Origin of the sequence: Bradyrhizobium tropiciagri (genome assembly GCF_001189845.1) — a bacterium.
Taxonomy (GTDB): Bacteria; Pseudomonadota; Alphaproteobacteria; order Rhizobiales; family Xanthobacteraceae; genus Bradyrhizobium; species Bradyrhizobium tropiciagri.
Genome location: NZ_LFLZ01000034.1, coordinates 27306 through 54031 on the forward strand (window position 1 = coordinate 27306; position 26726 = coordinate 54031).

At 64.2% G+C, this 26726-nt stretch carries 24 protein-coding genes and 1 pseudogene; 15 read left to right on the forward strand and 10 right to left on the reverse strand.

The genetic code is table 11. The features are described 5' to 3' along the window. Positions 1–148 precede the first annotated feature (148 nt). The 9 genes from glmM (at position 149) to AKN84_RS24930 (ending at position 9905) form a co-directional block, all read left to right on the forward strand. Positions 149–1495: a phosphoglucosamine mutase gene (gene glmM, locus AKN84_RS24890; RefSeq protein ID WP_050423229.1), complete on the forward strand. Its 1347-nt coding sequence runs from the start codon at positions 149–151 to the stop codon at positions 1493–1495. Positions 1496–2053: 558 nt separating this feature from the next. Continuing rightward, the gene (locus AKN84_RS24895) at positions 2054–2905 is read left to right on the forward strand and encodes an outer membrane protein (protein ID WP_050423230.1); all 852 of its coding nucleotides are present in this window, start codon (positions 2054–2056) and stop codon (positions 2903–2905) included. Between the two features lie 191 nt (positions 2906–3096). Beyond that, positions 3097–3948, forward strand: a complete 852-nt coding sequence (locus AKN84_RS24900) for an outer membrane protein (protein ID WP_050423231.1) — start codon at positions 3097–3099, stop codon at positions 3946–3948. A gap of 71 nt (positions 3949–4019) precedes the next feature. Beyond that, on the forward strand, positions 4020–4610 hold the full coding sequence (locus AKN84_RS24905) for a glutathione S-transferase family protein (RefSeq protein ID WP_050423233.1): 591 nt from the start codon (positions 4020–4022) through the stop codon (positions 4608–4610). 18 nt (positions 4611–4628) lie between these two features. After that, on the forward strand, positions 4629–5099 hold the full coding sequence (locus AKN84_RS24910; protein ID WP_050423234.1) for a GNAT family N-acetyltransferase: 471 nt from the start codon (positions 4629–4631) through the stop codon (positions 5097–5099). A gap of 153 nt (positions 5100–5252) precedes the next feature. Continuing rightward, positions 5253–5465, forward strand: coding sequence for a hypothetical protein (locus AKN84_RS24915; RefSeq protein WP_050423235.1), 213 nt, complete (start codon positions 5253–5255; stop codon positions 5463–5465). A gap of 78 nt (positions 5466–5543) precedes the next feature. Then, the gene (locus AKN84_RS24920; RefSeq protein WP_050423236.1) at positions 5544–6716 is read left to right on the forward strand and encodes a phosphoserine transaminase; all 1173 of its coding nucleotides are present in this window, start codon (positions 5544–5546) and stop codon (positions 6714–6716) included. Between the two features lie 170 nt (positions 6717–6886). Further along, positions 6887–8476 (forward strand): phosphoglycerate dehydrogenase, encoded by a 1590-nt coding sequence (gene serA / locus AKN84_RS24925; protein ID WP_050423238.1) that lies wholly within the window; start codon positions 6887–6889, stop codon positions 8474–8476. A gap of 256 nt (positions 8477–8732) precedes the next feature. After that, the gene (locus AKN84_RS24930; RefSeq protein WP_050423239.1) at positions 8733–9905 is read left to right on the forward strand and encodes a thiolase family protein; all 1173 of its coding nucleotides are present in this window, start codon (positions 8733–8735) and stop codon (positions 9903–9905) included. A gap of 73 nt (positions 9906–9978) precedes the next feature. On the opposite strand, the gene AKN84_RS24935 is transcribed toward AKN84_RS24930, so the two are convergent. Beyond that, positions 9979–10437: a MarR family winged helix-turn-helix transcriptional regulator gene (locus tag AKN84_RS24935; protein ID WP_050423287.1), complete on the reverse strand. Its 459-nt coding sequence runs from the start codon at positions 10435–10437 to the stop codon at positions 9979–9981. Positions 10438–10518: 81 nt separating this feature from the next. On the opposite strand from AKN84_RS24935, the gene AKN84_RS24940 reads away from it, so the two are divergent. The 3 genes from AKN84_RS24940 (at position 10519) to AKN84_RS24950 (ending at position 14717) form a co-directional block, all read left to right on the forward strand. Then, positions 10519–11952: an MFS transporter gene (locus AKN84_RS24940; RefSeq protein WP_128971130.1), complete on the forward strand. Its 1434-nt coding sequence runs from the start codon at positions 10519–10521 to the stop codon at positions 11950–11952. Positions 11953–12129: 177 nt separating this feature from the next. After that, positions 12130–13797, forward strand: coding sequence for a mucoidy inhibitor MuiA family protein (locus AKN84_RS24945; RefSeq protein ID WP_050423240.1), 1668 nt, complete (start codon positions 12130–12132; stop codon positions 13795–13797). Positions 13798–13880: 83 nt separating this feature from the next. After that, complete coding sequence (locus AKN84_RS24950) at positions 13881–14717, forward strand: enoyl-CoA hydratase-related protein (RefSeq protein ID WP_050423242.1); 837 nt, start codon at positions 13881–13883, stop codon at positions 14715–14717. A 75-nt stretch (positions 14718–14792) separates the two neighbouring features. On the opposite strand, the gene AKN84_RS47450 is transcribed toward AKN84_RS24950, so the two are convergent. The 3 genes from AKN84_RS47450 to AKN84_RS24960 all read right to left on the reverse strand — a co-directional run bounded on the left by AKN84_RS47450 (position 14793) and on the right by AKN84_RS24960 (position 16931). Further along, complete coding sequence (locus AKN84_RS47450) at positions 14793–14945, reverse strand: hypothetical protein (RefSeq protein WP_157863333.1); 153 nt, start codon at positions 14943–14945, stop codon at positions 14793–14795. Next, complete coding sequence (locus AKN84_RS24955; protein ID WP_050423243.1) at positions 14945–15235, reverse strand: hypothetical protein; 291 nt, start codon at positions 15233–15235, stop codon at positions 14945–14947. The genes AKN84_RS47450 and AKN84_RS24955 overlap by 1 nt, the downstream gene beginning before the upstream one ends. A 343-nt stretch (positions 15236–15578) precedes the next feature. Next, the gene (locus tag AKN84_RS24960) at positions 15579–16931 is read right to left on the reverse strand and encodes an esterase-like activity of phytase family protein (RefSeq protein ID WP_050423244.1); all 1353 of its coding nucleotides are present in this window, start codon (positions 16929–16931) and stop codon (positions 15579–15581) included. 163 nt (positions 16932–17094) lie between these two features. Between AKN84_RS24960 and hmuQ the strand changes: the two genes are divergently transcribed. Beyond that, positions 17095–17430, forward strand: a complete 336-nt coding sequence (gene hmuQ / locus AKN84_RS24965) for a heme-degrading protein HmuQ (RefSeq protein WP_050423245.1) — start codon at positions 17095–17097, stop codon at positions 17428–17430. A 24-nt stretch (positions 17431–17454) separates the two neighbouring features. On the opposite strand, the gene AKN84_RS24970 is transcribed toward hmuQ, so the two are convergent. The 4 genes from AKN84_RS24970 to AKN84_RS24985 all read right to left on the reverse strand — a co-directional run bounded on the left by AKN84_RS24970 (position 17455) and on the right by AKN84_RS24985 (position 21979). Beyond that, positions 17455–18297: a carbohydrate ABC transporter permease gene (locus tag AKN84_RS24970; RefSeq protein ID WP_371818069.1), complete on the reverse strand. Its 843-nt coding sequence runs from the start codon at positions 18295–18297 to the stop codon at positions 17455–17457. A 43-nt stretch (positions 18298–18340) separates the two neighbouring features. Beyond that, positions 18341–19297 (reverse strand): carbohydrate ABC transporter permease, encoded by a 957-nt coding sequence (locus tag AKN84_RS24975; RefSeq protein ID WP_050423247.1) that lies wholly within the window; start codon positions 19295–19297, stop codon positions 18341–18343. Positions 19298–19429: 132 nt separating this feature from the next. After that, entirely contained in the window at positions 19430–20776 is a 1347-nt protein-coding gene (locus tag AKN84_RS24980) for an ABC transporter substrate-binding protein (protein ID WP_050423248.1), read from the reverse strand. Positions 20777–20935: 159 nt separating this feature from the next. Further along, the gene (locus AKN84_RS24985) at positions 20936–21979 is read right to left on the reverse strand and encodes a C-terminal binding protein (protein WP_050423250.1); all 1044 of its coding nucleotides are present in this window, start codon (positions 21977–21979) and stop codon (positions 20936–20938) included. A 279-nt stretch (positions 21980–22258) separates the two neighbouring features. Between AKN84_RS24985 and AKN84_RS24990 the strand changes: the two are divergent. Continuing rightward, a pseudogene (locus AKN84_RS24990) lies at positions 22259–23943 on the forward strand (methyl-accepting chemotaxis protein). Positions 23944–24196: 253 nt separating this feature from the next. Here the strand turns inward: AKN84_RS24990 and AKN84_RS24995 are convergent. Beyond that, complete coding sequence (locus AKN84_RS24995) at positions 24197–24580, reverse strand: nuclear transport factor 2 family protein (RefSeq protein ID WP_050423251.1); 384 nt, start codon at positions 24578–24580, stop codon at positions 24197–24199. 135 nt (positions 24581–24715) lie between these two features. Here AKN84_RS24995 and AKN84_RS25000 point away from each other — a divergent pair, with 135 nt between their 5' ends. Continuing rightward, positions 24716–25672, forward strand: a complete 957-nt coding sequence (locus AKN84_RS25000; protein WP_050423252.1) for a LysR family transcriptional regulator — start codon at positions 24716–24718, stop codon at positions 25670–25672. An 18-nt stretch (positions 25673–25690) separates the two neighbouring features. Here the strand turns inward: AKN84_RS25000 and AKN84_RS25005 are convergent, their stop codons facing one another. Then, the gene (locus tag AKN84_RS25005) at positions 25691–26668 is read right to left on the reverse strand and encodes a DMT family transporter (protein ID WP_050423253.1); all 978 of its coding nucleotides are present in this window, start codon (positions 26666–26668) and stop codon (positions 25691–25693) included. Between the last annotated feature and the right edge of the window lie 58 nt (positions 26669–26726).

The following is a 26726-nucleotide window of genomic DNA, read 5'->3' on the forward strand; positions in this document are numbered from 1 at the left end:
AAAAATGCGGTTCGGCCGTGGTAATGATTCATCATATTTTTTGAAGTCATCTTAGCGCCTGGCAGTCTATAAGGCCGATGCACGCTACACTGGTAGGCGTTCGGGACTCTCTCGCCGTGTGGTTCGAGAGGTCCGTGTTGGGGGTTACATGAGCCGCAAATATTTCGGGACCGATGGAATTCGGGGCCGCGCCAATGGGCTGATCACGCCGGAGCTCGCGCTCAAGGTGGGGCAGGCCGCAGGATTGGTATTTCAGCGTGGCGACCATCGCCATCGCGTCGTGATCGGCAAGGACACGCGGCTGTCCGGCTACATGATCGAATACGCCATGGTGGCGGGCTTCACCTCGGTCGGCATGGACGTGCTGCTGGTCGGCCCGATGCCGACGCCGGCGATCGCGATGCTGACCAAGTCGATGCGCGCCGATCTCGGCGTCATGATCTCGGCGTCGCATAATCTTTTCGAGGACAACGGCATCAAGCTGTTCGGTCCGCAGGGCTTCAAGCTCTCCGACGATGTCGAGAAGCAGATCGAGCAGCTGCTCGACGAATCGCTCGATCGCCGCCTGGCGCAGAGCGCGAGCCTCGGCCGTGCCCGCCGCATCGACGGCGTCCATGACCGCTACATCGAATTCGCCAAGCGCACTTTGCCGCGCGACCTCTCGCTCGACGGCCTGCGCGTCGTGGTCGATTGCGCCAACGGCGCCGCCTACAAGGTGGTGCCGGAAGCGCTGTGGGAGCTCGGTGCCGACGTGGTGCCGATCGGGGTCGAACCCGACGGCTTCAACATCAACAAGGAATGCGGCTCGACCTCGCCGGAAGCGCTGTCGCGCAAGGTGCGCGAGATGCGCGCCGACATCGGCATTGCGCTCGACGGCGATGCCGATCGCGTCATCCTGGTCGACGAGCGCGGCCACATCGTCGACGGCGACCAGCTGCTCGCGGTGATCGCGCAGAGCTGGAAGGAAGAGGGACGCCTCGCCAAGCCCGGCATCGTCACGACCGTGATGTCCAATCTCGGCCTGGAGCGCTTCCTGCAGGGCCACGGGCTTTCGATGGTCCGCACCCCGGTCGGCGACCGCTATGTGCTCGAGCAGATGCTGAGCGGCGGCTACAATCTCGGCGGCGAGCCGTCCGGCCATATCATCATGTCGGACTATTCGACCACCGGCGACGGCTTCGTCGCGGCGCTGCAGGTGCTGGCCGTGGTGCAGAAGCTGCGCCGCCCGGTGTCGGAGATCTGCCGGCGTTTTGAACCATTGCCGCAAATCCTGAAGAACGTGCGCTATCGCAGCGGCAAGCCGCTCGACGCCGCCGAGGTCAAGTCCGCGATCACCGACGGCGAGAAGCGCCTCAACGGCCATGGCCGTCTGTTGATTCGCCCCTCCGGCACCGAACCGGTGATCCGCGTCATGGGCGAGGGCGATGACCGCATCCTGGTGGAAGAGGTCGTCGACAACATCGTCAGCGCACTCGGCCACGCCGCCGCGGCTTGAGTCGCGATTTCCGATCTCGCGCCGGTTTGTCTCCGTCATCCTGAGGTGCTCGCGTAGCGAGCCTCGAAGGATGTACGGCCCGGCCTGTGGCCGTGCATCCTTCGAGACGCCTGCTGTGCAGGCTCCTCAGGATGACGGGGAGCCGGTCGATTGTCGGTGAGAGCCACGTCACGCATCTCTGCGCGAATGCTGCATCGAATATGCCCGTGGTGAGCGAACCCCTGCTGGTGCCGCCAAGGATGCCGGAGGCTGTTCGCTGAACTCTCCCTCACGGCGCGTCCGCATTAAGCATTCGCTAACACTCACGGCCTGCGTGCGCTGAAAACACCGCGCATGCGTCAACGCTTGATTAGCACTTGTGGCGAGATCGCCATCTTTCACCCGCCGCCCGCGCATTTATGGACTCTCATAAGCAACAGCCGCAGAAATCGGTGAGAGAAAATCAACCTTAAAAATTAGGGTTAAGTGCCGCTTAAACATTTGCTGCCATCGTCCGCCCGTGAGTTTCAGACGTGGGGCCTTTCGTGTCGCCTCACTTGGCCCAAAAGGACGAAGCCAATGCGTAGCGTAAAGACCCTGATTGCCGCCGGAGCGGCATCTCTGTTGTCCTCGGCGGCGTTCGCTGCCGACATGCCGATCATGCCGCCGCCCCCGATGGCGTATGCGCCTCCGCCGGTCCAGGATTTCGGCGGCTGGTATCTGCGCGGCGATATCGGCATGACCAACACCAAGGCGAGGCTGCACGTCAACGCCTACGATACGCTGCCGGCCGGCACTGCCTTCAATCAATTCGGCCACGGTTTCGACGGCGGCATGCTCTACGGCATCGGCGTCGGCTATCAGTTCAACAGCTGGTTCCGCGCCGACATCACCGGTGAGTATCGCTCGAAGGTGAGCTTCAACGGCACTGACTTCTTCACATTCCCCGGGCCGAGCTCATTGGGCGACACCTATCATGGCGGCATCCAGAGCTGGGTCGGCCTCGTCAACGTCTATGCCGATCTCGGCACCTGGGGTTGCTTGACCCCGTTCATCGGTGCCGGTGTCGGTGCCGCAGTGCTCAAGACCTCGGCGTTCTCCGACGTCACGACGTTCCCGAGCGGGTCGGGCCTGACCAGCTCCTTCATCGCCGACGGCGCAACCAAGACCAACTTCGCCTGGGCTGTGCACGCCGGTGTCGCCTACAAGGTGACCAACAACTTCACCGTCGAACTGGCCTATCGCTACCTCGACATGGGCACTGCCGGCCAGGGCCAGGGTCACTTCTTCGACGGCACGCCGACCGGTCCCTCGAGCTTCCAGTTCCGCGACATCACCTCGCAGGACGTGAAGCTCGGCGTGCGCTTCAACCTGCCGTGCTGCGACGTGCTGCCTCCGCCGCCGCCGCCCCCGCTGATCCGCAAGGGCTAATGAGGGTTAATTTCGTCCCTTCACGGTTAACGATTGCAACGGCGCGGGATCATCCCGCGCCGTTTTCCGTTGCCGCATCATGTCGCGAGCTTTGTGCAACTTGCGTGGTCGAAAGCTGCCGGCGACAACGATTGGTTAAGGTTAACAGGCGATGATCAACGCGCATTCGATGAGTGGGATGGAGCGTTGCGATGCGTAGGTTCTTGCTGGCGGCGATGATGTTCGGGGCGGTGACCGGCGCGCAGGCGGCCGACATGCCGGAGTTCCTTCGCGGCAGTCTGCCCGCGTCCAGCGCACCCACCAGAAACTGGGACGGCTGGTATGTCGGCGGTCAGGTCAGCCAGACATGGATCAACACCGACTTCGGTGGCTCGGTTGCGCCTCTGACCAATTCCATCTTTCGTAACACGACGCTGCAGGGGCCGACGTCCCAATTCAATCTGCTTGGCCGGGTCAATTCGCAGAGCTCGGGCTTCGGAGCATTTGTCGGACGCAACTGGCAGTACGACGACGCCGTGGTGGGTGTCGAAGCAAACTATACCTATTGGTCCGGCCTTACGGCATCGACCTTCGGAAGTTTGGGTCCGATTCAAATCGCGCAGCCAACCCTGGTCCTGCCCGCCGGTGCCTCTGCCGCCGACGGCGTGACGTTGAATGGACGCGCTTCAATGAAGCTCAAGGACGAGGTGACATTCCGCGGCCGGGCGGGTTGGGCAACCGGTGACTTCCTGCCTTACATGTTCGGCGGACTTGCGGTCGGCCGAATGGATGTCTCGCGCACGGTCACGAGCTCCGTGAACAGAACGATCAACTTTGCTGACGGAAGTTCGACCACCTTTGCACTCCCGCAGTTTTCCCAAACCGCAACGGATGCGAAGACGGACGCTTACGTTGCCGGCTGGACCGCTGGTCTCGGATTGGAATACATGCTGTGGAACTGTGTTTTCGTGCGCGGCGAGTGGGAATACGTCAAGTTCATGCCGGTCAAGAACACGTCGGTCACGCAGAACAGCGTGCGTGCTGCCATCGGCTACAAGTTCTGACGAGCGCTGCGTCGCTTGACACCGCAATGTGCGGCTGATCCGATGTTGCTCCGCAAGCGGAGCGACTTCACATGAAAATCCATGGCGACGCCAATTCAGGCAATTGCCTGAAGGTGAAATGGGTGTGCGACAAGCTGGCGCTGCCTTACACATGGGTCGAGATCGACACCATGAAGGGAGGCAGCCGGACGGCGGAATTCCTCAAGCTGAACGGTTGGGGACAGGTGCCGACGGTCGAGCTCGATGACGGACGCACGCTCGCGCAATCCAACGCCATCATCCGCTACCTCGCGCGCGGCAGCGATCTGATCCCCGCCGATCCCTATCGCGCGGCGCAGATGGATGCCTGGATGTTCTGGGAGCAGAACAGCCATGAGCCTTATGTCGCCGTCTGCCGTTTTCAGACCGTGTATCTCGGCAAGGCCGTCTCCGAGATCGATCCGAGCCTGATCAAGCGCGGCTATGTCGCGCTCGATCGCCTGGAGTGGCATCTTGCCGGCACGCAGTTTCTGGTCGGCGATGCGTTCTCGCTCGCCGACGTGTCGTTGCTCGCCTATACGCGCGTGGCGGAGGACGGCGGCCTCGCGCTCGCGCGCTATCCCATGATCCGCCGCTGGATCGCCGACGCCGAGCGTGTGCTGGGCCTGCCGGCGGTGCGCTGACTTCTGGTGAACATCGATATGACTGAAGCCTCATCGATCACGATCCGCCGCGCGCGGCGCGAGGATGTCGCCGCCGTCGTCGGCATGCTGGCGGACGATCCGCTCGGCAGCGCACGCGAGCAGATCGCGGATCCGTTGCCGCAAAGCTATTACGACGCCTTCGCACGGGTCGAGCGTGATCCGAATCTGCAGCTCGTCGTTGCGGTCGACGGGGAGGGCGCCATCGTCGGCTGCCTGCAGCTTGCGGTCCTGCCGGGGATCAGCTCGCAGGGCTCTTCGCGCGGCCTGCTCGAGGACGTCCGCGTCGCAAAGCATTGCCGCAGCCGCGGTATCGGCGAGCAGCTCGTGCAGTGGGCGGTGACCGAGGCGCGTGCGCAAGGTTGCATGCTCGTCGAGTTGCTGACGCACCAAACGCGCGTCGATGCGCAGCGCTTCTATGAGCGGCTGGGATTCGCGCGCAGTCATGTCGGCATGACGCTGCGCTTTTGAGCTGCGCGCACGAAGTTGTGCGCCTGCGGTAGCCGCTGCTGCGCGATCCGGTTAACAGCCAATAAACTAAGCCGGCCTCCGTGATTTTACCGGGCGGAACGAGTCCGGTATGTCGGACGTCTCCCACGGGGCGGCGGGCAACTGGGGATTGGAATGTCGGAATATTCGATCGTGCGGGTCGGCAACGAGTACATCGTGCTGGTCGGCGATAAGAGCATTTTGAAAATATCAAGCCGGCGCAAGGCAGTTAAGATCATGACTCTGGCGGCAGATTTGCTCGATCAGGAGACTGTGCAGCAGGTCGAGAACGCCCCATCAATCAGCCGTGATCTCCCGATCATTCCGGAAAAGTCTGAACTTCCTTGACGTTTGGGTACCCTTCCACTATCTCCGACCGCGGGAAACCTCTCCCCACCGAGAGGCAGCTATCTGGAAGGGTAGATTATGACTGCAGCGAAGCCCGCTTCGCGGCCCAACGTGCCGCATTTCTCCTCCGGCCCCTGCGCCAAGCGCCCCGGCTGGAACCCCAACAATCTCAAGGATGCCGCCCTCGGCCGCTCGCATCGTGCGAAGGTCGGCAAGGCCAAGCTCAAGCTCGCGATCGAACTGACGCGCGAAGTGCTTGAGGTGCCCGCGGACTACAAGATCGGCATCGTGCCGGCGTCGGATACCGGCGCGGTCGAGATGGCGCTGTGGTCGCTGCTCGGTGCGCGGCCCGTCACCACGCTCGCCTGGGAATCCTTCGGCGAGGGCTGGGTCAGCGACATCGTCAAGGAATTGAAGCTGAAGGACGTCACCAAGCTGAACGCGGCTTACGGTGAAATCCCCGATCTCTCCAAGGTCGATCCTGCCTCCGACGTCGTCTTCACCTGGAACGGCACCACCTCGGGCGTGCGCGTGCCGAACGCCGACTGGATCAGCGCAACCCGTGAAGGCCTCACGATCTGCGACGCGACCTCGGCCGCCTTCGCGCAGCCGCTCGATTTCGCCAAGCTCGATGTCGTCACCTTCTCCTGGCAGAAGGTGCTTGGCGGTGAAGCCGCGCACGGCATGCTGATCCTGTCGCCGCGTGCGGTGGAACGGCTCGAGACCTACAAGCCGGCCTGGCCGCTGCCGAAGATCTTCCGCCTCACCAAGGGCGGCAAGCTCAACCAGGGCATCTTCGAAGGCGAGACCATCAACACGCCGTCGATGCTCTGCGTCGAGGATTATCTCGACGCGCTGAACTGGGCGAAGTCGATCGGCGGCCTGAAGGCGCTGATCGCGCGCGCCGACGCCAACACCAAGGCGCTCGCCGACTGGAAGGCGCGGACGCCCTGGATCGACTTCCTGGCCAAGGATCCCGCGATCCGCTCCAACACCTCGGTGTGCCTGAAGTTCACCGATCCCGCGATCACCTCGCTTCCATCAGATGCGCAGGCCGACTTCTGCAAGAAGCTGGTCGCGCTGGTGGAGAAGGAAAACGCCGGCTTCGACTTCGCGTATTACCGCGATGCGCCGGCGGGCCTGCGGATCTGGTGCGGCGCCACGGTCGAGGCAAAGGACGTCGAGCTGCTGACGCAGTGGATCGACTGGGCTTTCGCCGAGACCAAGGCGGCGCTGCCCAAGGCGGCCTAGGGAGGCGGCCTAAGCCGCTTCGCGTAATTCATCATCGTTATGGCCGGGCTAAAGCGCGAAGCGCGTCTTCGCTAGTTGTCCCGGCCATCTATCGCGCAGAGTGGACGGGCGGGCTTCGTGCCCGCGGCCGTCGTGTATTCAAACGCATCGTTCAGCAACGGATCATTCCGATGACAAAGCCCAAAGTTCTGATTTCCGACGCGCTGTCGCCCGCCGCCGTGCAGATCTTCAAGGATCGCGGCGTCGAGGTCGACTTCCAGCCCAACCTCGGCAAGGACAAGGACAAGCTCGCCGAGATCATCGGCAACTACGATGGCCTTGCGATCCGCTCGGCCACCAAGGCGACCGCCAAGATCATCGAGAAGGCGACCAAGCTCAAGGTGATCGGCCGCGCCGGCATCGGCGTCGACAATGTCGAGATTCCGGCGGCGACTGCCAAGGGCATCATCGTGATGAACACGCCGTTCGGCAATTCGATCACGACCGCTGAGCACGCCATCACCCTGATGCTGGCGCTGGCGCGCGAGATCCCGCAGGCCGACGCCTCGACCCAGGCCGGCAAGTGGGAGAAGAACCGCTTCATGGGCGTCGAGATTACCGCCAAGACGCTCGGCGTGATCGGCTGCGGCAATATCGGCTCGATCGTCGCCGACCGCGCGCTCGGCCTGCGCATGAAGGTGATCGCGTTCGATCCGTTCCTGTCGCCGGAGCGCGCCAAGGACATCGGCGTCGAGAAGGTCGAACTGGATGACCTGCTCAAGCGCGCCGATTTCATCACATTGCACACGCCGTTGACCGAGAAGACCCGCAACGTCATCGACGCGGCGGCGATCGCCAAGATGAAGAAGGGCGTGCGCATCATCAACTGTGCGCGCGGCGGCCTGGTCGACGAGCAGGCGCTGGTCGATGCGCTCAATTCCAAGCATGTCGCGGGCGCCGCCTTCGACGTGTTCGTCGAGGAGCCGGCGACGACGAACGTGCTGTTCGGTCATCCCAACGTGATCTGCACCCCGCATCTCGGCGCCTCCACCACCGAGGCGCAGGAGAACGTCGCGCTGCAGGTCGCCGAGCAGATGTCGGACTATCTGCTGTCGGGCGCGATCTCGAACGCGGTCAACTTCCCCTCGATCACGGCGGAAGAGGCGCCGAAGCTGAAGCCGTTCATCGAGCTCGCCGAGAAGCTCGGCTCGTTCGCCGGCCAGCTCACCGAGAGCGGAATCCTCAAGACCACGATCACCTATGAGGGCCACGTCGCCGAGATGAAGATCAAGGCGATCACCTCGGCGGTGCTGTCGGGCCTGCTGCGGCCGATGCTGGGCGAGGTCAACGTGGTGTCGGCGCCGGTCGTCGCCAAGGAGCGCGGCATGGTGGTGGACGAGGTGGTCCGCGCCGCGCAGAGCGACTATGAAAGCCTGATCACGGTCACCGTCGCGACCGAGCGCCAGGAGCGTTCGGTGTCCGGCACCGTCTATGCCGACGGCAAGCCGCGCCTCGTCGACATCAAGGGCATCCGCGTCGACGCCGAATTCGGCAAGTCGATGATCTACGTGACCAACGAGGACAAGCCGGGCTTCATCGGCGCGTTCGCGAGTCTCCTGGGTGATGCGAAAATCAATATCGCGACCTTCCATCTCGGCCGCGTCAAGCAGGGCGGCGACGCCATCGCGCTGGTCGAGGTCGACGGCGCGGTGCCGGCGGAGCTGCTCGCCAAGGTGCAGGCGCTGCCGCAGGTGAAGCAGGCCAAGGCGCTGAGGTTCTAAGGCGCTGACGTTCTAAGAAGACGTTTCAAACGCTGTTTGAGTGGCTCTCGTCGTCGCCCGGGACGTGCCGGGCATGAGGGAAGTTAGCGTTCAAAGCGCAGCCAAATTCCGATCTGCGGAACATGACGCCGTCTCCGGCCCCGGAGGCGGCGTTTGTCGTTCCAGAGCCTCCGGTATTGCTGTTGCGCCGCACGAAAAATGTGTACGAACGGGCCACGACGCGCCACAATGACCGTCATCTCAGAGGGAGAAAACAATGCGTGAAGCCGTAATCGTTTCCTACGCGCGCACCGGCCTGGCGAAGTCCGGCCGTGGCGGATTCAACATCACCCCGCCGATGTCGCTCGCCGCGCACGCCATCAAGCACGCGGTCGACCGCGCCGGCGTCGACAAGGAATATGTCGAGGATTGCTATCTCGGCAATTGCGCGCATGGCGCGCCGAACATCGGCCGCCAGGCCGCGCTGCTCGCCGGCCTGCCGAAGTCGACCGCGGGCGTCTCCGTGAACCGCTTCTGCTCGTCGGGCCTGCAGACCATCGCGATGGCCGCCAACTCCATTCGTTCGGATGGCTCCGATTGCATCGTCGCCGGCGGCGTCGAGAGCATCTCGATTCCCGGCGGCGGTTCGCCGAAGGAATCGATCGATCCGGATCTGCTCAAGACCGCGCCCGATATCTTCATGGCGATGATCGATACCGCCGACATCGTCGCCGAGCGCTACAAGCTCAGCCGTGAATACCAGGACGAGTATTCGCTGGAGTCGCAGCGCCGCATGGCCGCCGCGCAGCAGGCCAACAAGTTCAAGGACGAAATCGTCCCGATGAAGACCAAAATGAAGGTGGTCGACAAGGCGACCAAGGCCGAGTCGATCGTCGACTACGTGGTCGATCGCGACGAGTGCAACCGCCCCGAGACCACGCTGGAAGGCCTTGCCAAGCTCGAGCCGGTCAAGGGTCCGGGCAAGTTCGTCACCGCCGGCAACGCCAGCCAGCTGTCCGACGGCGCCGCTGCCGTGGTGCTGATGGAAGCTAAGGACGCCGAGAAGCGCGGCCTCAACCCGCTCGGCCGTTTCGTCGCCTGGGCCTCGGCCGGCTGCGAGCCCGACGAGATGGGCATCGGCCCTGTGTTTGCCGTGCCGAAGCTGCTCAAGCGCCACGGCCTGAAGGTCGACGACATCGACCTCTGGGAGCTCAACGAGGCCTTCGCCAGCCAGTGCCTCTATTCGCGCGACCAGCTCGGCATCGATCCCGAGAAGTACAACGTCAACGGCGGCTCGATCGCGATCGGCCATCCGTTCGGCATGACCGGCGCCCGGCTCACCGGCCACCTCTTGCAGGAAGGCCGTCGCCGCAAGGCCAAGTGGGGCGTCGTGACCATGTGCATCGGCGGTGGCCAGGGCGGCGCCGGCCTGTTCGAGATCTACAGCTGAGCGCGATCAATACTGATTGCATGAGAACGAGCGGTCCGGCGGTAACGCCGGGCCGCTTTTCATTTGAAGTCGATCAAGGCGCCGGCAGATCCGCCGCGCGCTCGCCGAAGTCGAGGGCGGCGACCAGTTCGAGCGTCTGCCTCAGATCTGCGGCCTGCCTGGCGCCAAACGCCGTCTCGAAGCGCTCTTGCGCCTCGAGCCAGGCGGCCTGCGACTCATCGAGCCTCACTTCGCCGCGTTTGGTCAGCCGCACCAGCCGGCTGCGGCGGTCATTCTTGTCGACGGTGATGGTCAAAAGGCCGTCGCGCTCCAGCGGCTTGAGGTTGTGATTGAGCGCGGTGCGATCGAGCACCAGCGCTGCGGCGAGTTCCCCCATCGTCGGCGAGCCCGAGCGTTTGACATAGACCAGAATGGCCCGTTGCGTGCCGCGCAGCCCTGACGCCGCAAGGATCTGATCGTAGAGCTGCGACACCCGCCGCGTCGCCTTGCGCAACGCCGTGAGATTGCACCGGCTGGTTTCGATCTTCGCCATCACTGCCTCCAACACGCTTGACATATACATGCATATGCACCTAGTAGCAATAGATGCATATGCACATATATGGAGGATGCGATGTCGGAGATCGAGACGGAGACGATCGGGCTGGCTATCGGAACTGACGCGCGGCCACGGGTTCGGGTCGCAACGGCATCACCGCGCCAGGTACTCGCGATCGTATCGGTGGGTATCTGCCTCGCAAATCTCGACCTGTTCATCGTCAATGTCGGGCTGCCGAACATCGCGCAGGAATTCCGCGGCGCCTCGCTCGAGGATCTGTCCTGGATCCTCAATGGCTATGCGATCGTCTATGCGGCGCTGCTGGTGTTTTTCGGCCGCCTGGCGGAGCGCCACAGCCGCAATCTGAGCTTTCTGCTCGGCGTTGCGCTGTTCACGGCGGCGTCGGCGGCCTGCGCGCTTGCGCCTAACGTCGAATTGCTGGTCGTGGCCCGCGTCGCGCAGGCCGCCGGCGCTGCGTTGATGACCCCGACCTCGATCGGCCTGCTGCTGGCGTCGTTTCCGCCCGACCAGCGCGCAGGTGCCGTGCGGACCTGGACGGCGATCGGCGGACTTGCAGCCGCGCTCGGGCCGCTGGCAGGCGGAGTGCTGGTCACTTTCGACTGGCGCTGGATCTTCATCGTCAATGTCCCGATCGGCGTCGTCGCACTGGTAATCGGCTGGCTCAAACTGCCCGAGGTGCCCGGCCATGACATACCGCGCCCGAGCTGGTGGGCGGCACTGCTGGTGACCTCGGGCATCGGTGCGTTGACATTCGGAATCGTGAAGGCGAATGACTGGGGATGGGGCTCGCGCGGCGTGCTGCTCGGTTTTGCCGTCGCGGGCCTCTCGCTCGCCGCCTTCGCGTGGCACTGTCTGCGCTCGAAGAACCCGTTCGTCGATCCCGCCCTGTTTGCGGTCAGGCCGTTTACCGGGGCGACGTTTGTCATGGCGCCTTACTCGGCGGCTTTCGGCGCGATGCTGCTGTCGGTGGCGCTGTGGGAGCAAACCGTGTGGGGCTGGTCGGCGCTGAAGACCGGCCTTGCAATCGCGCCGGGTCCGCTGCTTGTCCCGTTCACCTCGCTGTTGTTCGCTGCCCGCCTGATCGCACGGTTTGGCGCCGCAGCCGTCGTGTCCGCCGGAATCGCATCGTTCGCGGGCGGCCTCGCGATCTGGGCAATGCTGCTTGGGGCTGACCCCGACATGCCTGCCTTCGTGGTCGGCATGATGCTCACCGGTATCGGTGTCGGGCTGACCTTTCCGACCCTGATGGGGGTCGGGGCGGGTTCGCTGCCGCCATCGTCGTTCGCCACCGGCTCCGGTGTCATCAACATGATCCGGCAGGCGGCGCTTGCGATCGGCGTCGCGATCTTCGTCGCGATCCTGGCTACGCCGGCGACGATGGCTGACAGGATCGCGGCCTTCCATCGCGGTTGGTGGATCATGATCGCGATCACCATCGCCGGCTTCGTGCCGAACTACCTGTTCATCCGGCGCCGGGCTGAGCGCTGACGCACGAAAGACATCGCCGCGCCATCCGGCAGTCGCGGCGCCGCCATGGTCGCGCCGCAGGGAAACCTCAATCGAACCAGTCCCTTCCTCGCTGCGTCTCACCACCAGAAACGGCGCGCCTTGAGCCCGGCGCGCGGTTGGTCTCGCGCGCGATGCGATGTTTCCCGGAGGGATGTGATGCGAAGGATTGCGAATTGTCTTGTGACCTCCAGCCTGGTGCTGGCGGGAGCGCTGGTTGCCGGGCCGCTGCATGCGGCCAATCTCGACGCGGCGTCGCAGGTCGACGCCGTGACCGTCTATCCCGATGGCGCGAGTGTCACCCGCGTCATCACGCTGGATCTGCCCGCCGGCGACAACACGCTGGTCGCGAAGGATTTCCCGATGGGCCTCGATCCGACCTCGTTGCGGGTCGAGGGCGAGGCGGGCGACCGGCTGACGATCGGGGCCATCGACGCGCGGCCACCGCGTCCGGTGCCGCCGGCTAACTTGCCCGACATCGACAAGCGGATCGAGGCGCTCAGGGATCAGCGCGAGGATCTGCAGGGGATCATCACGTCGGCCGAAGCGCGGCGCAAATTCGCCGAGCATTTTGCCGAGGCCTCGCCGGTCGGGATCGGCGAGAAGGGCGAGGCGCGTCCGGTCAGCGAGTGGCGTGCCGCGTTCTCGGCGGTCGGGGACGAAGTGGCAACCGCCGACAATGCGATCCGCGACGCCACGCGTAAGCAGCGCGACATCGATCGCGAGATCGCGCGCCTTGAAGCCGATCGTGCCGCCAAGCCGCCGAGCAAGCTCGAGGTGCGGATCGAGCTGGCCTCCGCCGCCGCGACCCGGGCGACGCTGCGGGTGACCTATGCGGTGCGCAATGCCCGCTGGATGCCGATTTACGACGCCCGTCTCGACACCGGCGCCAAGGATCGCAAGCCGGCGATCGAACTGGTGCGCCGTGCCGAGATCACCCAGTCGACCGGCGAGGATTGGTCGAACGTGGCACTCGTCGTCTCCACTGTGCGCATCGCCCGCGGCGGCAACGCGCCCGATCTCAATTCGCTGGTCGTGCGATATCCGCTGCCGCCGCGGCCGCTGGCTGCGGGCCGAGCGTTCGACAGCGTGCAACAGCCCTCGGCGCTGATGCCTGCACCGGCTGCGCCGCCGATGGAGCAGCATCTGTCCAAGCAGGCCGAGGAGCGGGACGCCACAGCCGAGGTCGGCGCCTTCCAGGCCATCTTCAAGATCCCCGGCCGCGTCAGCGTTGCAGCCAATGAGGGCGCCAAGAGCTTGCGCATCGCGACCGCGACGATCACCCCCGATCTCGCGGTGCGCGCCGTCCCGGTGCTCGATCCGACCGCGTTCCTGGAGGCGAGCTTCGTGCAGGCCGACGATGCGCCGCTGCTGCCGGGGCAGGTCTCGATCTACCGCGACGGCATCTTTGTCGGCCGCAGCCGGATGGCCACCGCCGCCAAGGACGAGACCGTGCGGTTCGGCTTCGGCGCCGACGACAAGGTCAAGATCGAACGCACAGTGGTGAAACGCAACGAGGGCTCCGCGGGCCTGATCGTGACGACATCGAAAACCGACGAGCGCGCGTTCAAGACCACGGTGCGCAACGGCCACGACTTCCCGATCAAGGTCGCGATCCAGGATCAGCTCCCGGTCAGCGAGAACGACGACATCGTGGTCGAGATGCTGCCGTCGTCGACGCCTGCGACGACCACTAATCTGCGCGACAAGCGCGGCGTGCTGGAATGGGCGTTCGAGGCCAAGGCCGGCGAAGTCCGTGACGTCAATTTCGCCTGGCGGATGCGCTGGCCGAAGGACAAGGGCGTCGTGATGGTGCCGGCGGGGTGATCTGCATCTTGAGACGATGACATCCCTCTCGATCTCGGGCATCACTTTGCCAACGGCAAAAATGCCTGAGATCGGGAGGATCCATGAGCTACCAGCACATCATCGTCGATGATCCGCGTCCGCGCGTCCGCCGCATCACGCTGAACCGCCCCGAGAAGCGCAATGCGCTGAACAACCGCCTGCGCGGCGAGATCTTCGCGGTGCTGGAGCAGGCCGACCGCGATCCCGAGATTTCGATCTCGATCCTGCGTGGCGCTGGGCCGTGCTTCTCGGCGGGCTATGACCTGTCCGCCGACAACCGCGTCGACCAGCCCTATCATTCGGCATCCGGCCCCGGCCAATGGTCGCGCCATGTCGTCGAGGGCTGGTTCTCGATCTGGGACCTCGCCAAGCCCGTGATTGCACAGGTGCACGGCTATTGCCTCGCCGGCGGCACCGAGCTCGCGACCGCTTGCGACGTGGTCTATGTCGCCGACGATGCCCAGATCGGCTACCCGCCGGTGCGGCTGATGAGCCCGCCTGACATGCAGTATCATCCCTGGCTGGTCGGCATGCGCCGCGCCATGGAATTGATGCTGACGGGCGATGCGATGTCCGGCCGCGAGGCCGCCGAATGGGGCTACGCGACCAGGTCGTTTCCGCTCGCCGAGCTGGAGGCGAAGACACTGGATTTTGCCGAGCGCGCGGCAAAGGTGCCGATCGAGCTGCAGCAGCTCAACAAGCGCTCAGTTCATCGCGCGATGGAGATCATGGGCGCCCGCGCCGCGATGCGCGCCGGCACCGAGATCCAGGCGCTGGCCTTCACGACCGAGGCGAGCAAGGCCTACATGGCCGGCTTCCGCCGCGACGGCGGCAGCGTGAAGGCCCAGCTCGATCAGCGCGACACCACGTTCGGCGATTACCGGACCAGGAAGGAGTGAGCTGGCCTCGCGAACGCCCGCTATATTGACGCGTTTTCTTCACGCGAACCGGTGTCCACTTCGCTTGAAAACGCGTTAGAAGCCGGCGTTCTCCTCCAGCCATTGATGGTTGTCCCAGTGCGCGCGACGGCCGAGGACGTAGTCGCGAACATCGTCCATGAAGCGGACCTTGCTGGCGAGCGCGCCAACGAAAGCGGCGATCGCCGCGATCCACGGCCATAGATGCATCAGCAGCGTGTCGGGGATCTGGCCGGCGAAGCCGCCTGCAGCGCGCCCGTTGCGAAGTAAGCCAATACGGCCCATGCGAGGGCCAATATCGTGGCCACAACCCCGTAGCTATTCTGATGAAGCCTCACCAATCGGCGCATCAAGCACAGATAGGCAAAGTACACGATCACGCCGAGTATCAGGGCGATGCATGCCGGCGGAAGGCCCCAGCTTTGATCCCAGGTCAGATACACAACGAAGCCCGCGGCTATCAGCGCCTCGATGGTGGTCAGGCTGGATTTCTCTTGCATGATTTGCCCCAAAGCGACTCAAGTATCGGCGGAGGCTATCATCATCTAGCGCGTTGCTAGAAGTGTATTTGTCGGACAACCTTTGGATTGGGCTCCGATCGCCGCGCTGAACGGCGCGAAGGAGACGAAGACCGGCCTCCGCATATTCACTGTCATGCCCCGCCTCGAGCGGGGCATCCAGCACGCCGCGGCCTCTCCGTTGAAGTCGACCGCCTCTGGAATACTGGGTCGCCCGGTCCCGTCTACGCCAAGGCTTCGACGAGGCCATGAATGCATGGCGCGCCGAAGCTTTAGCGGAGGCGGCAAGCCGGGCGACGACACGGTGTTTGCGGCGAGAGGCGCCTCACTTCGCCTTCAGGAAGTCGCCGACCTCGAGCAGCATGAATTCGTCGTCATCGGCCTTGTTCGGGTCGCGGCTCGACGAGAACGGCAGGTTGTTGTCGTTGCCGACGATGATGTGGGTCTCGTCGACCCGGTCGACATTCTCGATGGTGAAGAACGGGAAGGTGTAGACGCCGTCGTTGAGCGGCTTGCGTGCCTTCTTGTTCGGATCGCGGATCTTCAAGAGATCAATATAGGCGATCTTGCGCACCGGCTTGCCGACGTTGGCGTCGGAGAGTTCGATCTTGTAGACGCGCTTGAACTTGGCGAGATCAGGGAAGCAGTTCTCGCCGCGCTGGCCTTGTGGGCAGGCCTTGTCGGCGGTGCCCTCGCCATTGTCGCGCTCGATCACGAGGCCCTGGGTCGGGTCGATCATGTTGAAGTCGCCGATCGCATTGCCGTTCTGCTCGAACACATACTGCCAGTAGCGTCCGGTGAACTTCTCCGCCGCGACGTCGAATTCGAGAATGCGCGAGGCCTCCTTGCCATCGACCTTCTCCCAGTCCTTCTTGTCGGCGTCCCACAGCGGCCCTTCGAGCAGGCCGTACAGGAATTTGCCGTCCTTGGAGGAAGCGAAGCCCTCATAGCCCTTGGAGCGGCGCAGATTGACGTTGGTGTAGCTCGCGCCGGGGGCGCCCGGCGACTGTACCGCCCAGTGATCCGGCGAACGCACCGGCTTGCCATCGGCGACCGTCTCGAACACGGCAAGGATCTTGCCGGTCTTGTCGGCCTTCAGGATGTAGGGCCCGAACTCGTCGCCGATCCAGAAAATGTCGTTGATGATCTGGAAGCCTTCAGTGTCGAAGTCGGCGCCGGTGAGGTAACGCTTGGCGGTGTCCTCATGCACGATGCGGAACGGTACCTTCTTGTCGGGATCGTGCAGGAACACGGTCTCCTGGCGCTCGATCTTGCCGCCCGTCCAGTCCATCTTGTAGCGGTTCAGATACAGCATCGAGTCCGCCGAGTTGTAGCGCGAGCCCATGCCGTTGTCGGTGATCACCCAGAACGTGCCGTCGGGCATCATCTTGATGCCGGAATGTCCCTGCAGCGGCTGGCCCTTGAACGGCAGAGACACGCCGGTCGGCCGCTCATAGGACTTGCCCATCACGGTGCCGATGGCGTCGACGCGCTTGCCGGTGGTGTACTTGCCCGAGGTCTTCAGGTCTGCCGGCGCATCGGCTGGAGCATCGATGAAGCTCTCCGCCGGCATCACGGCGTGTCCTGCCAGCGTCGCCGGAAATTCGTCCTCGCTCTGCGCGAACGCCGGTGTGGCGAGCAGGATCGAGGCGACGGAACAGAGCAGTGACAGGCGCATGGTTGATCTCCCAAGGGATAAACGATGCGGTGTTCTCGGAGGCGCCTGTTACAGCCGGCTGACAGTTTTGTGAACGGTCGCAAATGTCGCAGGATAGATCGTGCTATTGACGAGTTCAGCTGGCAGGATCGAAGGCATCCGCTGCGTAGAGGAGAAGGCTTTGATGTTCATCGCAATGAACCGGTTTCAGGTCATCAAGGGCAAGGAAGAGGCCTTCGAGACGGTTTGGAACACGCGCGATTCCTATCTCGACGATGTTCCGGGCTTCATCGAGTTTCACCTGGTGAAGGGATCCGAGGCCGAGGACCACACGCTCTATGCAACCCACACCGTGTGGGCCAGCAAGTCGGCGTTCGAGGACTGGACCAGGTCGGATGCGTTCCGCCGCGCCCATGCGCGCGCCGGCAACGCGACCGGCGGCAGCCTTTATCTCGGACACCCGAAATTCGAAGGCTTCCAGGTGCTGATCACCGAGCGGGCGAAGACCGCTGCGGCGTAACGGCGATCATCGCCGGAAGCTCCGTTACTCCTTCACCGCGCCGGTCAGCGACGACACGTAGTAGTCGACGAACAGCGAGTAGAACAGCGCGACCGGCAGCGAACCGAGCAGGGAGCCCGCCATCAGCGCGCCCCATTGGTAGACGTCGCCGGTGACGAGCTCGGTCAGGATCGCGACCGGCACGGTCTTGTTGGCGCCGCTCTGGATGAAGGCGAGCGCGTAGATGAACTCGTTCCAGGACAGCGTGAAGGAGAAGATGCCGGCCGAGATCAGGCCGGGCACCGCGAGCGGCAGCGTGATCCGCCACAGGATCTGCAGCCGCGTCGCGCCGTCGACCAGCGCGCATTCCTCGAGCTCGTAGGGGATCGACTTGAAATAGCCGATCAAAAGCCAGGTGCAGAACGGCACCAGGAAGGTCGGATAGACCAGGATCAGCGCCAGCGGTGAATCGAACAGGCCGAACTGCACGATCACGGTGGCGAGCGGAATGAACAGGATCGACGGCGGCACCAAATAGGCGAGGTAGATGCCGAGCCCGACATAGGGGCTGCCGCGGAAGCGCAGCCGCTCGATCGCGTAGGCGGCGAGCGTCGAGGCGAACAGCGACAGGAAGGTCGAGCCGATCGCGACCAGCATGGTGGTCTTCAGCCAGCGCGGATACGAGGTGTCGAACAGCAGATGCTTGACATGCGCGAGCGTCGGCGAGGTGATCCAGAACGGATTGTGCTCCTTGTAGTTCAAGAGCTCCGCGTTCGGTTTGAACGAGGTGATCGCCATCCAGTAGAACGGGAACAGCAGGATCAGGATGAAGCAGGCGAGCGGCAGGTAGATCATCACCACGCGCCGGGCACGGCTGTCCCACGCCATCGTGTCGGGCGCGGCGCTGGCGACGTTGGATTGGGCTGCAACGTCAGTCATTGGCTTCTCCCTGCTGCCATTTGCGGCGGGCGAGGCCGAAGTAGCTGAACAACGTCGCGAACACCAGGAACGGGATCATCGAGACCGCGATCGCCGCGCCCTCGCCGAGCTCGCCGCCGGCGATGCCGCGCTGGAACGCCAAGGTTGCGAGCAGATGGGTCGAGTTGACCGGGCCGCCGCGGGTGATGGCGTAGACCAGCTGGAAGTCGGTGAAGGTGAAGATGATCGAGAACGTCATCACGATCGCCAGGATCGGCATCATCATCGGGAAGGTGATGTAGCGGAAGCGCTGCCAGGAGGTGGCGCCGTCGAGCATTGCCGCCTCATAGAGCGAGGGCGAGATGGTTTGCAGCCCAGCCAGCAGCGAGATTGCGACGAACGGGATGCCGCGCCAGATATTGGCCGCGATCAGCGAGAACCGCGCCGGCCAGGGCGAGCCGAGGAAGTCGACATTGCTGTCGCGCAGGTGCAGCACGTCGACCAGGAGATAGGAGATGATCGAGAACTGCGGATCGTAGATCCACCAGAACGCCAACGCGGAGAGCACGGTCGGCACGATCCACGGCAGCAGCACGATGGCGCGGATCAGGCTCTTGAACGGGAAATGGTTGTTGAGCAGCAGCGCCAGCCAGAAGCCGAGCGCGAACTTTCCGAAGGTCGCGACCGCGGTGTAGAAGATCGAGTAGAACACCGCGTTCCACCACAGGGGATCCTTGAGCAGGTACTGGAAGTTCTCCAGCCCGATATAGATGCCGCGCTGGCCGATCGTGGTGTCGGTGAAGGCGAGCCAGATGCCGAGGCCGAGCGGGTACGTGAGGAACACCAGCAGCAGGCCGATCGCGGGCGCGAGGCACATCACGATCAGGAACGGCTTGTAGTCGAACAGGCGCGCGAGCCAGCCGGGCTGGCGAAGCGTCGCGCCGCGTGAAGGGAAGGTGGTTACGGACATTGAATGCTCGTCTTGTCGTCATTGCGAGGAGCGAAGCGACGAAGCAATCCATTTCTCCTTTGTGGCACTATGGATTGCTTCGCTTCGCGCGCAATGACGGTTGATTAAGGTTTCGCAGTTCAATGACCGCCGTCACCGGTTCTGCCGGCGGAAGTACCGCTTGGCGCGCTGCTCGGCTTCCGCGGCGGCGGCCTCGGGCGTTGCCGCATCGGTCGCAACCGAGGCGCACATCTGCACCAGCACGTAGTCGGCGGTGACGGCACCGGTCGCGGTCGAGATCGGTCCCTTGTAGCCGTTGTAATAGGCGCTCTTCATCGTCTCCTTGAAGATCGAGACCTTGGGATCGCCCGACCACACCGCAGCGTCGGCGTAGGCCGCGAGCGGCTGCGACCAGTAGCCGGAGTTGGCGTTGAGCCACGGCTCGTACTGCTCCTTCTCCAGCATGAACTGCAGGAACGCCTTCGCCGCATTCGGATACGGGCTGTGCTTGAACGCCATCGCGTTCAGGGTCAGGCCCGACATCGGCGAGCTCGACGCCAGTCCCTTGGGCAGGAACTGATGCTCGGTGTCGTCGGCCACGGCCTTGGTGGCGGGATCGTTCTTCAGCGAGAAGTACAACGAGACACCGTTGGCGGTCAGGCCGATCTCCTGCGAGGAGTAGGCGCGGTTGTTGGAGACGTCGTTCCAGGATGGCGTGCCGGCGATGAACGTCGGATAGAGTTCCTTCAGATATTTCAGCGCGGCGATCGTCTCCTTGCTGTTGATGATGATGTTGCCTTCCTCATCCAGCAGCGCGGCGTTGTGCGACCACAACAGCCAGTTGGCGAAGCCGTTGCCGTCGCCAACCGCGTTGCCGAGCGCGAAGCCCGCCGGCTTGCCGGCCGCCTTCAATTTCTTGCAGAGCTCGAGAATGCCGGCGTGGTCTTCCGGCACCTTCTCGAAGCCGGCCGCGTTGACCAGCGACTTGCGGTAGACCAGCGGGCCGCCGGAGGCGCCAAACGGCAGGCCGACCCAGCTCTTCGACTTCGAGCGCATGCCGTAGCGCTTTGCCAGCGTGAGCCATCCGCCGTAGCGCTTGTCGAGATAATCGGCGACGTCGGTCAATTCGATCAGCTTGTCGATATAGATATGCGGCGCGTCGCCAAAGCCGATGATGATGTCGGGACCGGCGCCGGAGTTCGAGGTCACCGCGGTCTGCTGATTGATGTCTTCCCAGCCAACGAAGTCGACCTTGACCTCGACGCCGGTCTTGTCGGTGAAGCGCTTGGCATTGGCGCGGAACACGTCTTCGTCGGCCTGCACGAAGCGCACCGGCCGCAGCATGCGCAGGGTCGCGCCCTTCTCGATCGGCAGCGACGGCGCCGCCACGTCGGCAGCCTTGACCTTCGACGCCTCCTGCGCCGAAGCGCCGGTGACCGCCAGCGCCGCCGCGGATGCCCCCAGCACCAGCGCGTCGCGACGCGTGATCTCGTACTTCATGTCGTTCGCACTCCCGTTCTTATTGTTTCGTTGTTGTATTGTTTCGTTGTTATTGTGGCTTCCCGGCGTTGGCCGCCGGTGAAGCATCTTGTGGTCTCGGCACGCCGCCGCGCGAAGCGCCCGCATCAGGCAGGCGCGCGCGACAAGCGCAGTCCCGCCTCAACTGTTCGGACCGCGATCCATGCTGACGGGCTGCCAGCGGCGCAGCGCGGTGTTTTGCAGCACCGACGGGTTGACGCAGCTTACCGGCCACATGCCTTGCAGCACTAGTGACAATTCGTAGCCCACCCGGCGCTTGCGCGCCTCGTCAAAACGTGCCGATGCCGAGGCGACGTGGGCGGTCAAGGTAACATTGTCCATCCCGAGCATCGGGTTGTTGTGCGACGGCGGCTCCTTTTCCAGCACGTCGAGCGCGGCGTGGGCGATCCAGCCCTCCTGCAACGCTTTGATCAGCGATTCCTCGTCGACGGTGGCGCCGCGGCCGGTGTTGATGAAGATCGCCGACTTTTTCATCTGGCGAAAATGCTTCTCGGTCAGCATGTGGTGCACTTCGGGGCGTGCCGGAGCGTGCATCGAGACGAAATCCGACTGCGACAGCACCTCCGACAGCGTCGAGGGGATCACGCCATGGTCGTACATCAGCGTTTCCTGGATGAAGGGATCGTAGGCCATCATCCGAAGGCCGAACGGCGCGGCGCGCTTGGCCACCGCGCGGGCGACGCGGCCGAACGAGATGAAGCCGAGGGTCTGGCCCATCAGCCGCGGAATCTTCAAGAGCGCCGGGCGGCCCTCGGCCCAGCGGCCGCTGCGCACCATCTTGTCCTGCTCGATCAGGCGGCGGAAGCCTGCGAGCAGCAGCATCATGGCGTGGTCGGCAACCTCCTCGATGAATGTGTCGGGGATGTTGGTGACCGGGATGCCGCGCGCGGTCGCGGCCTTGACGTCGACCGAGTCGACGCCGACGCTGCCGAGCGTGATCACCTTGCAGTTCTCGAGCGCGTCGATGACCGCTTTGGTGATCGGCATGCCCTTGGCGTAGATCGCGTCCGCGGTCTTTGCAGCGGCGATGAACTCGGCCTCGTTGGCCGGCGCCTCGATGATCTCGGCGCCGATCGGATCGAGCGCCTCGCGCTCATAATCGTAGCCGCCGCCGGCGATCGTGAAGCTTGCGCCCTTCGGCGTCACCACTCTGAATTTCGACATTGTCTGCTCCCGATGTGAGGTCTTCTGTTCTTGATTGTTGCTTCTTGCTGGGTTTGCTTCTTGATCTTCTTGCTTCTCCGAGCGCGGCTTGCTTCGTCGCTTGCGCCTACTTGTACGCGAGCTGGGTGGTCCTCTCCACAATTGCCGGTTGGTCCGTGGCCCGATTCTCCGGGCTACTACGGGGAACCACCGTAACCATCAGGTAAAGGGTCTCACATTACGGTGAGCGGAATCAATCCGCCAATCGCGTCGCGTTCCCCGCCTCTTCTGGAGATCCCCGTGAAGCTGTCAAATCTGAAGATCACCCCCAAGCTCGGCATTCTGGTGGGGGTGACCCTCCTTGGTCTGTGCACGGCCGGCATTCTCGCCGGTCAGCTGATGCAGCGTGAGATGACAAATGCTCGCATCGACCAGGCCAAGGCCATCGTCGAGATGGCGAAGAACATGGCGGCGAGCCTGAAGAAGGAGGTCGACGCCGGGAAGATGACCAAGGAGGCTGCGCTGGCCGAGTTCGGCAAGCGCGCCAACGCCATGACGTATGACAACGGCTCGGGCTATCTGTTCGGCACCGACTACAACGGCATCACGGTGCTGGCGCCCGATCCGAAGCAGGTCGGAACCAACCGGATGGACGTCGTGACCAATGGCCGCAAGCTGTCGCAGGAGCTGATGGACGGCGTGAAGTCGAAGGGTGACATCCTGCTGTTCTACGAATACGTGAAGCCCGGCCAGGAGACGCCGATCCGCAAGCTCGGCTACGCGGTCGCGGTCCCCGGCTTCGACATGTATCTCGGCACCGGCGCCTATCTCGACGACATCGACGCCAAGATGCGCCCCATCGCCTGGCTGCTTGGCCTCGCGATCCTCGGCATTGGCATCATCTCGAGCTCGGTTGCCTGGCTGATCGGCCGCAGCATCTCACGGCCGCTCAATCTGCTCGGCAGCCGCATGCGCGACATCGCCGACGGCAAGCTTGACGGCGACATTCCGGGCGTCGGCCGGGGCGACGAAGTCGGCGGGATGGCGGCAACCGTGCAGATCTTCAAGGACAATGCGATCCGTATCCGCGGCCTCGAGCAGGCCGAGGCCGCGACGCAGGCGCGCGCCACGGCCGAACGCCGCAGCGCGATGCAGGGCCTTGCGAGCGATTTCGAGCGCAGCGTGAACGGCATCGTCCGCACGGTGGCCTCCGCCGCCGCCGGCATGCAGACCACGGCGCAGTCGATGACCGCGACCGCAAGCGACGCCAGCGCGCGGGCCGCGACCGTCGGCGCCGCCTCCGACAGCGCTTCCAACAATGTCGGTACCGTCGCCGCGGCGGCCGAGGAGCTCTCCAGCTCGGTTGCGGAAATCTCCCGCCAGGTGGCGCGCTCCAGCGAGGTCGCAAGCAAGGCGGTCGCCGATGCCGAGCGGACCAACGCCACCGTGCAGGCGCTGTCCACCGGCGCGAGAAGATCGGCGAGGTGGTCAAGCTGATCCACTCGATCGCGGCGCAGACCAATCTGCTCGCGCTCAACGCCACCATCGAGGCGGCGCGCGCCGGCGAATCCGGCCGCGGCTTCGCGGTGGTCGCCTCCGAGGTGAAGGCGCTGGCCAACCAGACCGCGAAGGCGACCGAGGAGATCTCGGCGCAGGTCGCCGCGATGCAGGCCTCCACCGGCGAGGCGGTGACCTCGATCGGCGGCATCACCGCGACCATCGCCCAGATGAGCGAGATCACGGCGTCGATCTCGACCGCGATCGACCAGCAGGGCGATGCGACGCGCGAAATCGCGCGCAACATCCAGCAGGTCGCAGCCGGCTCGAGCGAGATCTCCGCCCATATCGGCGGCGTCACCACCGCGGCCGCCGCCACCGGCACCGCTGCCGGTGACGTGCTGTCGAATGCGCGCGAGCTCGACACCCAGTCCGGCATGCTGCGCGACGCGGTCGACGAGTTCTTGCAGAAGGTCCGCGCGGCGTAAGGCCGGCGCGATCAATCGACATCGTCGCGATGCCCGGGGCCTGGCCCGGGCATTCGCGTTTTGGGCTGCCTACTGCTTCTCGATCCCGGCGTCGGCGATCAGCTTCTCTCACAGCACGAGCTGCTCAGGGGCGCTGCCAAAAATATCGAAAACAACCCCATGCAAAGTAGCCGCGACGGCCGGACCGGCCAACTTGACACGTCGGGCAAATCAGTGACATATTTCTAATATTCAGAAATGCTCCATGAGGGCGTTACGATCCCGCTGGGAAGACCTGCGCGACGTGAAAAGCCTTGGTGGTGATGAGCCACCTGCCGTCGATCCGATGAAACACCAGATGGTCGATGAAGCCGGTCTGGCCGTTCCTGATGCGGACCTTGGCGATGGCCAGATCGGGCGCGGTCTGGTCGATGCTGATGATGGCCTCCTCGCGCGGCGATTTCATCGACGCCGGCGACGGACGGCTCTGGATGAAGTCGCGGAATTCCGCGGCCGACCGCACCGTGTGCTTGCCGTCCCGGATGCCGTGCACGATGGAGGCATCGGCGAAGACGTCGGAGAACCGGCTGTCATCGACGTCATACATCAGGTCGAAATATCCATCGATCGCGGACGTGATGGCCTGGATGTCGCTCATTGCAAAATCTCCTAAGGCGATGATGTGGCGGTGGCCTCACCGGATTGAACCGGTGATCTGCGCCGACAGTGGCCGATATGGTGGCGGAGTGCTACGACTGTGCGGTCATCTCTTGGATGACTGAGAGGCATCGGCATGGACGAAGTTGACGGTCGGCTGGTTGGCGGCCTGGTGGTCCTCGCGGCGCTGGCGGATGCGCGCAGTTTTGGCCGCGCCGCCGAACGGCTGGGCATGACGCAATCCGGGGTCAGCAAGGCGATCGCCAAGCTCGAGGCGCGCCTCGATGCCAGGCTGGTTCACCGCACGAGCCGCGCGGTCGAGCTCACCGAGGAAGGACGCGCGCTGGTCGAGCGGGTCGCCGCGCATCTGGCCGGGATCGGCGAGGCGGCGGCGGAGACCTCGAAATCGCGCGATGCGGTCCGCGGCAGGCTGCGGGTCAATGTCGACCCGCTGTTCTCCCGCATGGTGCTGTCGCCGAAGCTGAGCGAGTTCCTGCTGCAGAATCCGGGCATGGAGCTGCGTATCGAGACCCGCGACCGGATCGCGGACCTGGTCAGTGACGGGTTCGACCTGGCTGTGCGTTTCGGCGAGCCGGCGCCGTCGGCGCTGATTGCACGCCGCGTGCTCGACGCGCGCGTGCTCACCGTGGCCTCGCCGATCTATCTCGAACGACACGGCCGGCCGCTCGATCCGCGGGAGCTGGCGAGCCGCGACCATCAGTGCATCCATGCAATCGACGCGGCGACCGGGCGTCCCTTCGAGTGGGAGTTTTGGCGCGGCGGCGAGGTCGTGCCGGTCGCGGTCAACGGGCGGCTCACCGTGACCGATTCAGGAACCAAGCTAGGCGCTTGCCTGGCCGGCTTCGGGATTGCGCAGGTGATCGATATCGGGCTCGACGATCACCTGAAGAGCGGCGCGCTGATCGAGCTGTTTCCGGACTGGCCCGACGAGCGGTTTCCGCTCTACGTCTACTATGCCTCGCGTAACCACGTGCCGGCCAAGGTGAGGCGGTTCATCGACTTCATCACGGACACGCTGGCGGCAAAGCCACATTCACCACGCAAGTCCGCCGGCTTGCGCAAGGTAGGCTAGCCAGATCCGCGGCGTCAGCTAAGGCTTCGCCGATCCTTTGGCCGATCCTTTGGCTGATTCTTTAGCTGATCCTTGCCGCGAAGCGATGATGACGCCGGCCAGCACCAGCGCGTAGCCGATCAGATGGAACGGCGCGAGCGTTTCGCCGAGCAGCAGGATCGCCATCGCCGAGCCGAACACCGGCACCAGATGGAAGAACGGCGCCGCGCGGTTCGGGCCGATCAATGCGACGCCGCGGTTGAAGAACAGATAGGCGAGCGTGGATGGGAAGATCAGCGTGTAGCCCAGCGTGGCAAACGTCAAAATGTCCAGCTTCAGCGTCACGCCATTGGCGAATTCCCAGACAGCCACCGGCAGCAGCATCAGCGCACCACAGCAGGTGGTGAACGAGATCAGCGAGAGCTGATGGATTTTCGGCCGCCGCGGGATCAACGCCGAATAGAGCCCGAACGACACCAGCGAAGCGCCGAACATGATGTCACCGCGGTTGAAGCTGATGCTGGCGAGCGCCGCGAAGTCGCCGCGCAGGATGATGGTCAGCACGCCGGCCAGCGAGATCGCGATGCCGGCAAGCTGCGCCGGCGTCAGCCGCACGCCGAACAGCACCAGCGACCACAGCGCCACGAACAGCGGCCCGGCCGACTGGATCAGCAGCGCATTGAGCGCCTCGGTATATTGCATCGCCCAGTAGGAGATCGCGTTGTTGAACGCGAAGCCGACCGCGGAGAGCAGCAGCATCAGCGGCAGCGCCCTGCGCAGCTTCGGCCAGTCTTCCTTCAGATGCGGCCAGGCGAACGGCAACAGGATCAGGAACACGCCGAACCAGCGGATCGTGGTCAGGGTGACCGGCGGCACATGGCTGCCGACATGCCGCGCCAGCACGATATTGGCAGCCCAGAACAGCGACGTCAGGCTGAGCAGCAGATAGGGCTGGTTGTTGAGCCAGTGCAGCGGCGAGCGGCGCGGGGTTGTGGCAGGTGCGGGCAAAGCGGTCATTATCTGGTGGATGTTGTGCCCGAATCCGCCGCTGCCACAAGACGAAAGTGCGGATTGG

Excerpts from the sequence above, each read along its gene's own strand:
- glmM (WP_050423229.1), top strand. The coding sequence starts at position 149 with ATGAGCCGCAAATATTTCGGGACCGATGGAATTCGGGGCCGCGCCAAT.
- AKN84_RS24895 (WP_050423230.1), top strand. The coding sequence starts at position 2,054 with ATGCGTAGCGTAAAGACCCTGATTGCCGCCGGAGCGGCATCTCTGTTG.
- AKN84_RS24900 (WP_050423231.1), top strand. The coding sequence starts at position 3,097 with ATGCGTAGGTTCTTGCTGGCGGCGATGATGTTCGGGGCGGTGACCGGC.
- AKN84_RS24905 (WP_050423233.1), top strand. The coding sequence starts at position 4,020 with ATGAAAATCCATGGCGACGCCAATTCAGGCAATTGCCTGAAGGTGAAA.
- AKN84_RS24910 (WP_050423234.1), top strand. The coding sequence starts at position 4,629 with ATGACTGAAGCCTCATCGATCACGATCCGCCGCGCGCGGCGCGAGGAT.
- AKN84_RS24915 (WP_050423235.1), top strand. The coding sequence starts at position 5,253 with ATGTCGGAATATTCGATCGTGCGGGTCGGCAACGAGTACATCGTGCTG.
- AKN84_RS24920 (WP_050423236.1), top strand. The coding sequence starts at position 5,544 with ATGACTGCAGCGAAGCCCGCTTCGCGGCCCAACGTGCCGCATTTCTCC.
- serA (WP_050423238.1), top strand. The coding sequence starts at position 6,887 with ATGACAAAGCCCAAAGTTCTGATTTCCGACGCGCTGTCGCCCGCCGCC.
- AKN84_RS24930 (WP_050423239.1), top strand. The coding sequence starts at position 8,733 with ATGCGTGAAGCCGTAATCGTTTCCTACGCGCGCACCGGCCTGGCGAAG.
- AKN84_RS24935 (WP_050423287.1), bottom strand. The coding sequence starts at position 10,437 with ATGGCGAAGATCGAAACCAGCCGGTGCAATCTCACGGCGTTGCGCAAG.
- AKN84_RS24940 (WP_128971130.1), top strand. The coding sequence starts at position 10,519 with ATGTCGGAGATCGAGACGGAGACGATCGGGCTGGCTATCGGAACTGAC.
- AKN84_RS24945 (WP_050423240.1), top strand. The coding sequence starts at position 12,130 with ATGCGAAGGATTGCGAATTGTCTTGTGACCTCCAGCCTGGTGCTGGCG.
- AKN84_RS24950 (WP_050423242.1), top strand. The coding sequence starts at position 13,881 with ATGAGCTACCAGCACATCATCGTCGATGATCCGCGTCCGCGCGTCCGC.
- AKN84_RS47450 (WP_157863333.1), bottom strand. The coding sequence starts at position 14,945 with ATGCATCTATGGCCGTGGATCGCGGCGATCGCCGCTTTCGTTGGCGCG.
- AKN84_RS24955 (WP_050423243.1), bottom strand. The coding sequence starts at position 15,235 with ATGCAAGAGAAATCCAGCCTGACCACCATCGAGGCGCTGATAGCCGCG.
- AKN84_RS24960 (WP_050423244.1), bottom strand. The coding sequence starts at position 16,931 with ATGCGCCTGTCACTGCTCTGTTCCGTCGCCTCGATCCTGCTCGCCACA.
- hmuQ (WP_050423245.1), top strand. The coding sequence starts at position 17,095 with ATGTTCATCGCAATGAACCGGTTTCAGGTCATCAAGGGCAAGGAAGAG.
- AKN84_RS24970 (WP_371818069.1), bottom strand. The coding sequence starts at position 18,297 with ATGGCGTGGGACAGCCGTGCCCGGCGCGTGGTGATGATCTACCTGCCG.
- AKN84_RS24975 (WP_050423247.1), bottom strand. The coding sequence starts at position 19,297 with ATGTCCGTAACCACCTTCCCTTCACGCGGCGCGACGCTTCGCCAGCCC.
- AKN84_RS24980 (WP_050423248.1), bottom strand. The coding sequence starts at position 20,776 with ATGAAGTACGAGATCACGCGTCGCGACGCGCTGGTGCTGGGGGCATCC.
- AKN84_RS24985 (WP_050423250.1), bottom strand. The coding sequence starts at position 21,979 with ATGTCGAAATTCAGAGTGGTGACGCCGAAGGGCGCAAGCTTCACGATC.
- AKN84_RS24995 (WP_050423251.1), bottom strand. The coding sequence starts at position 24,580 with ATGAGCGACATCCAGGCCATCACGTCCGCGATCGATGGATATTTCGAC.
- AKN84_RS25000 (WP_050423252.1), top strand. The coding sequence starts at position 24,716 with ATGGACGAAGTTGACGGTCGGCTGGTTGGCGGCCTGGTGGTCCTCGCG.
- AKN84_RS25005 (WP_050423253.1), bottom strand. The coding sequence starts at position 26,668 with ATGACCGCTTTGCCCGCACCTGCCACAACCCCGCGCCGCTCGCCGCTG.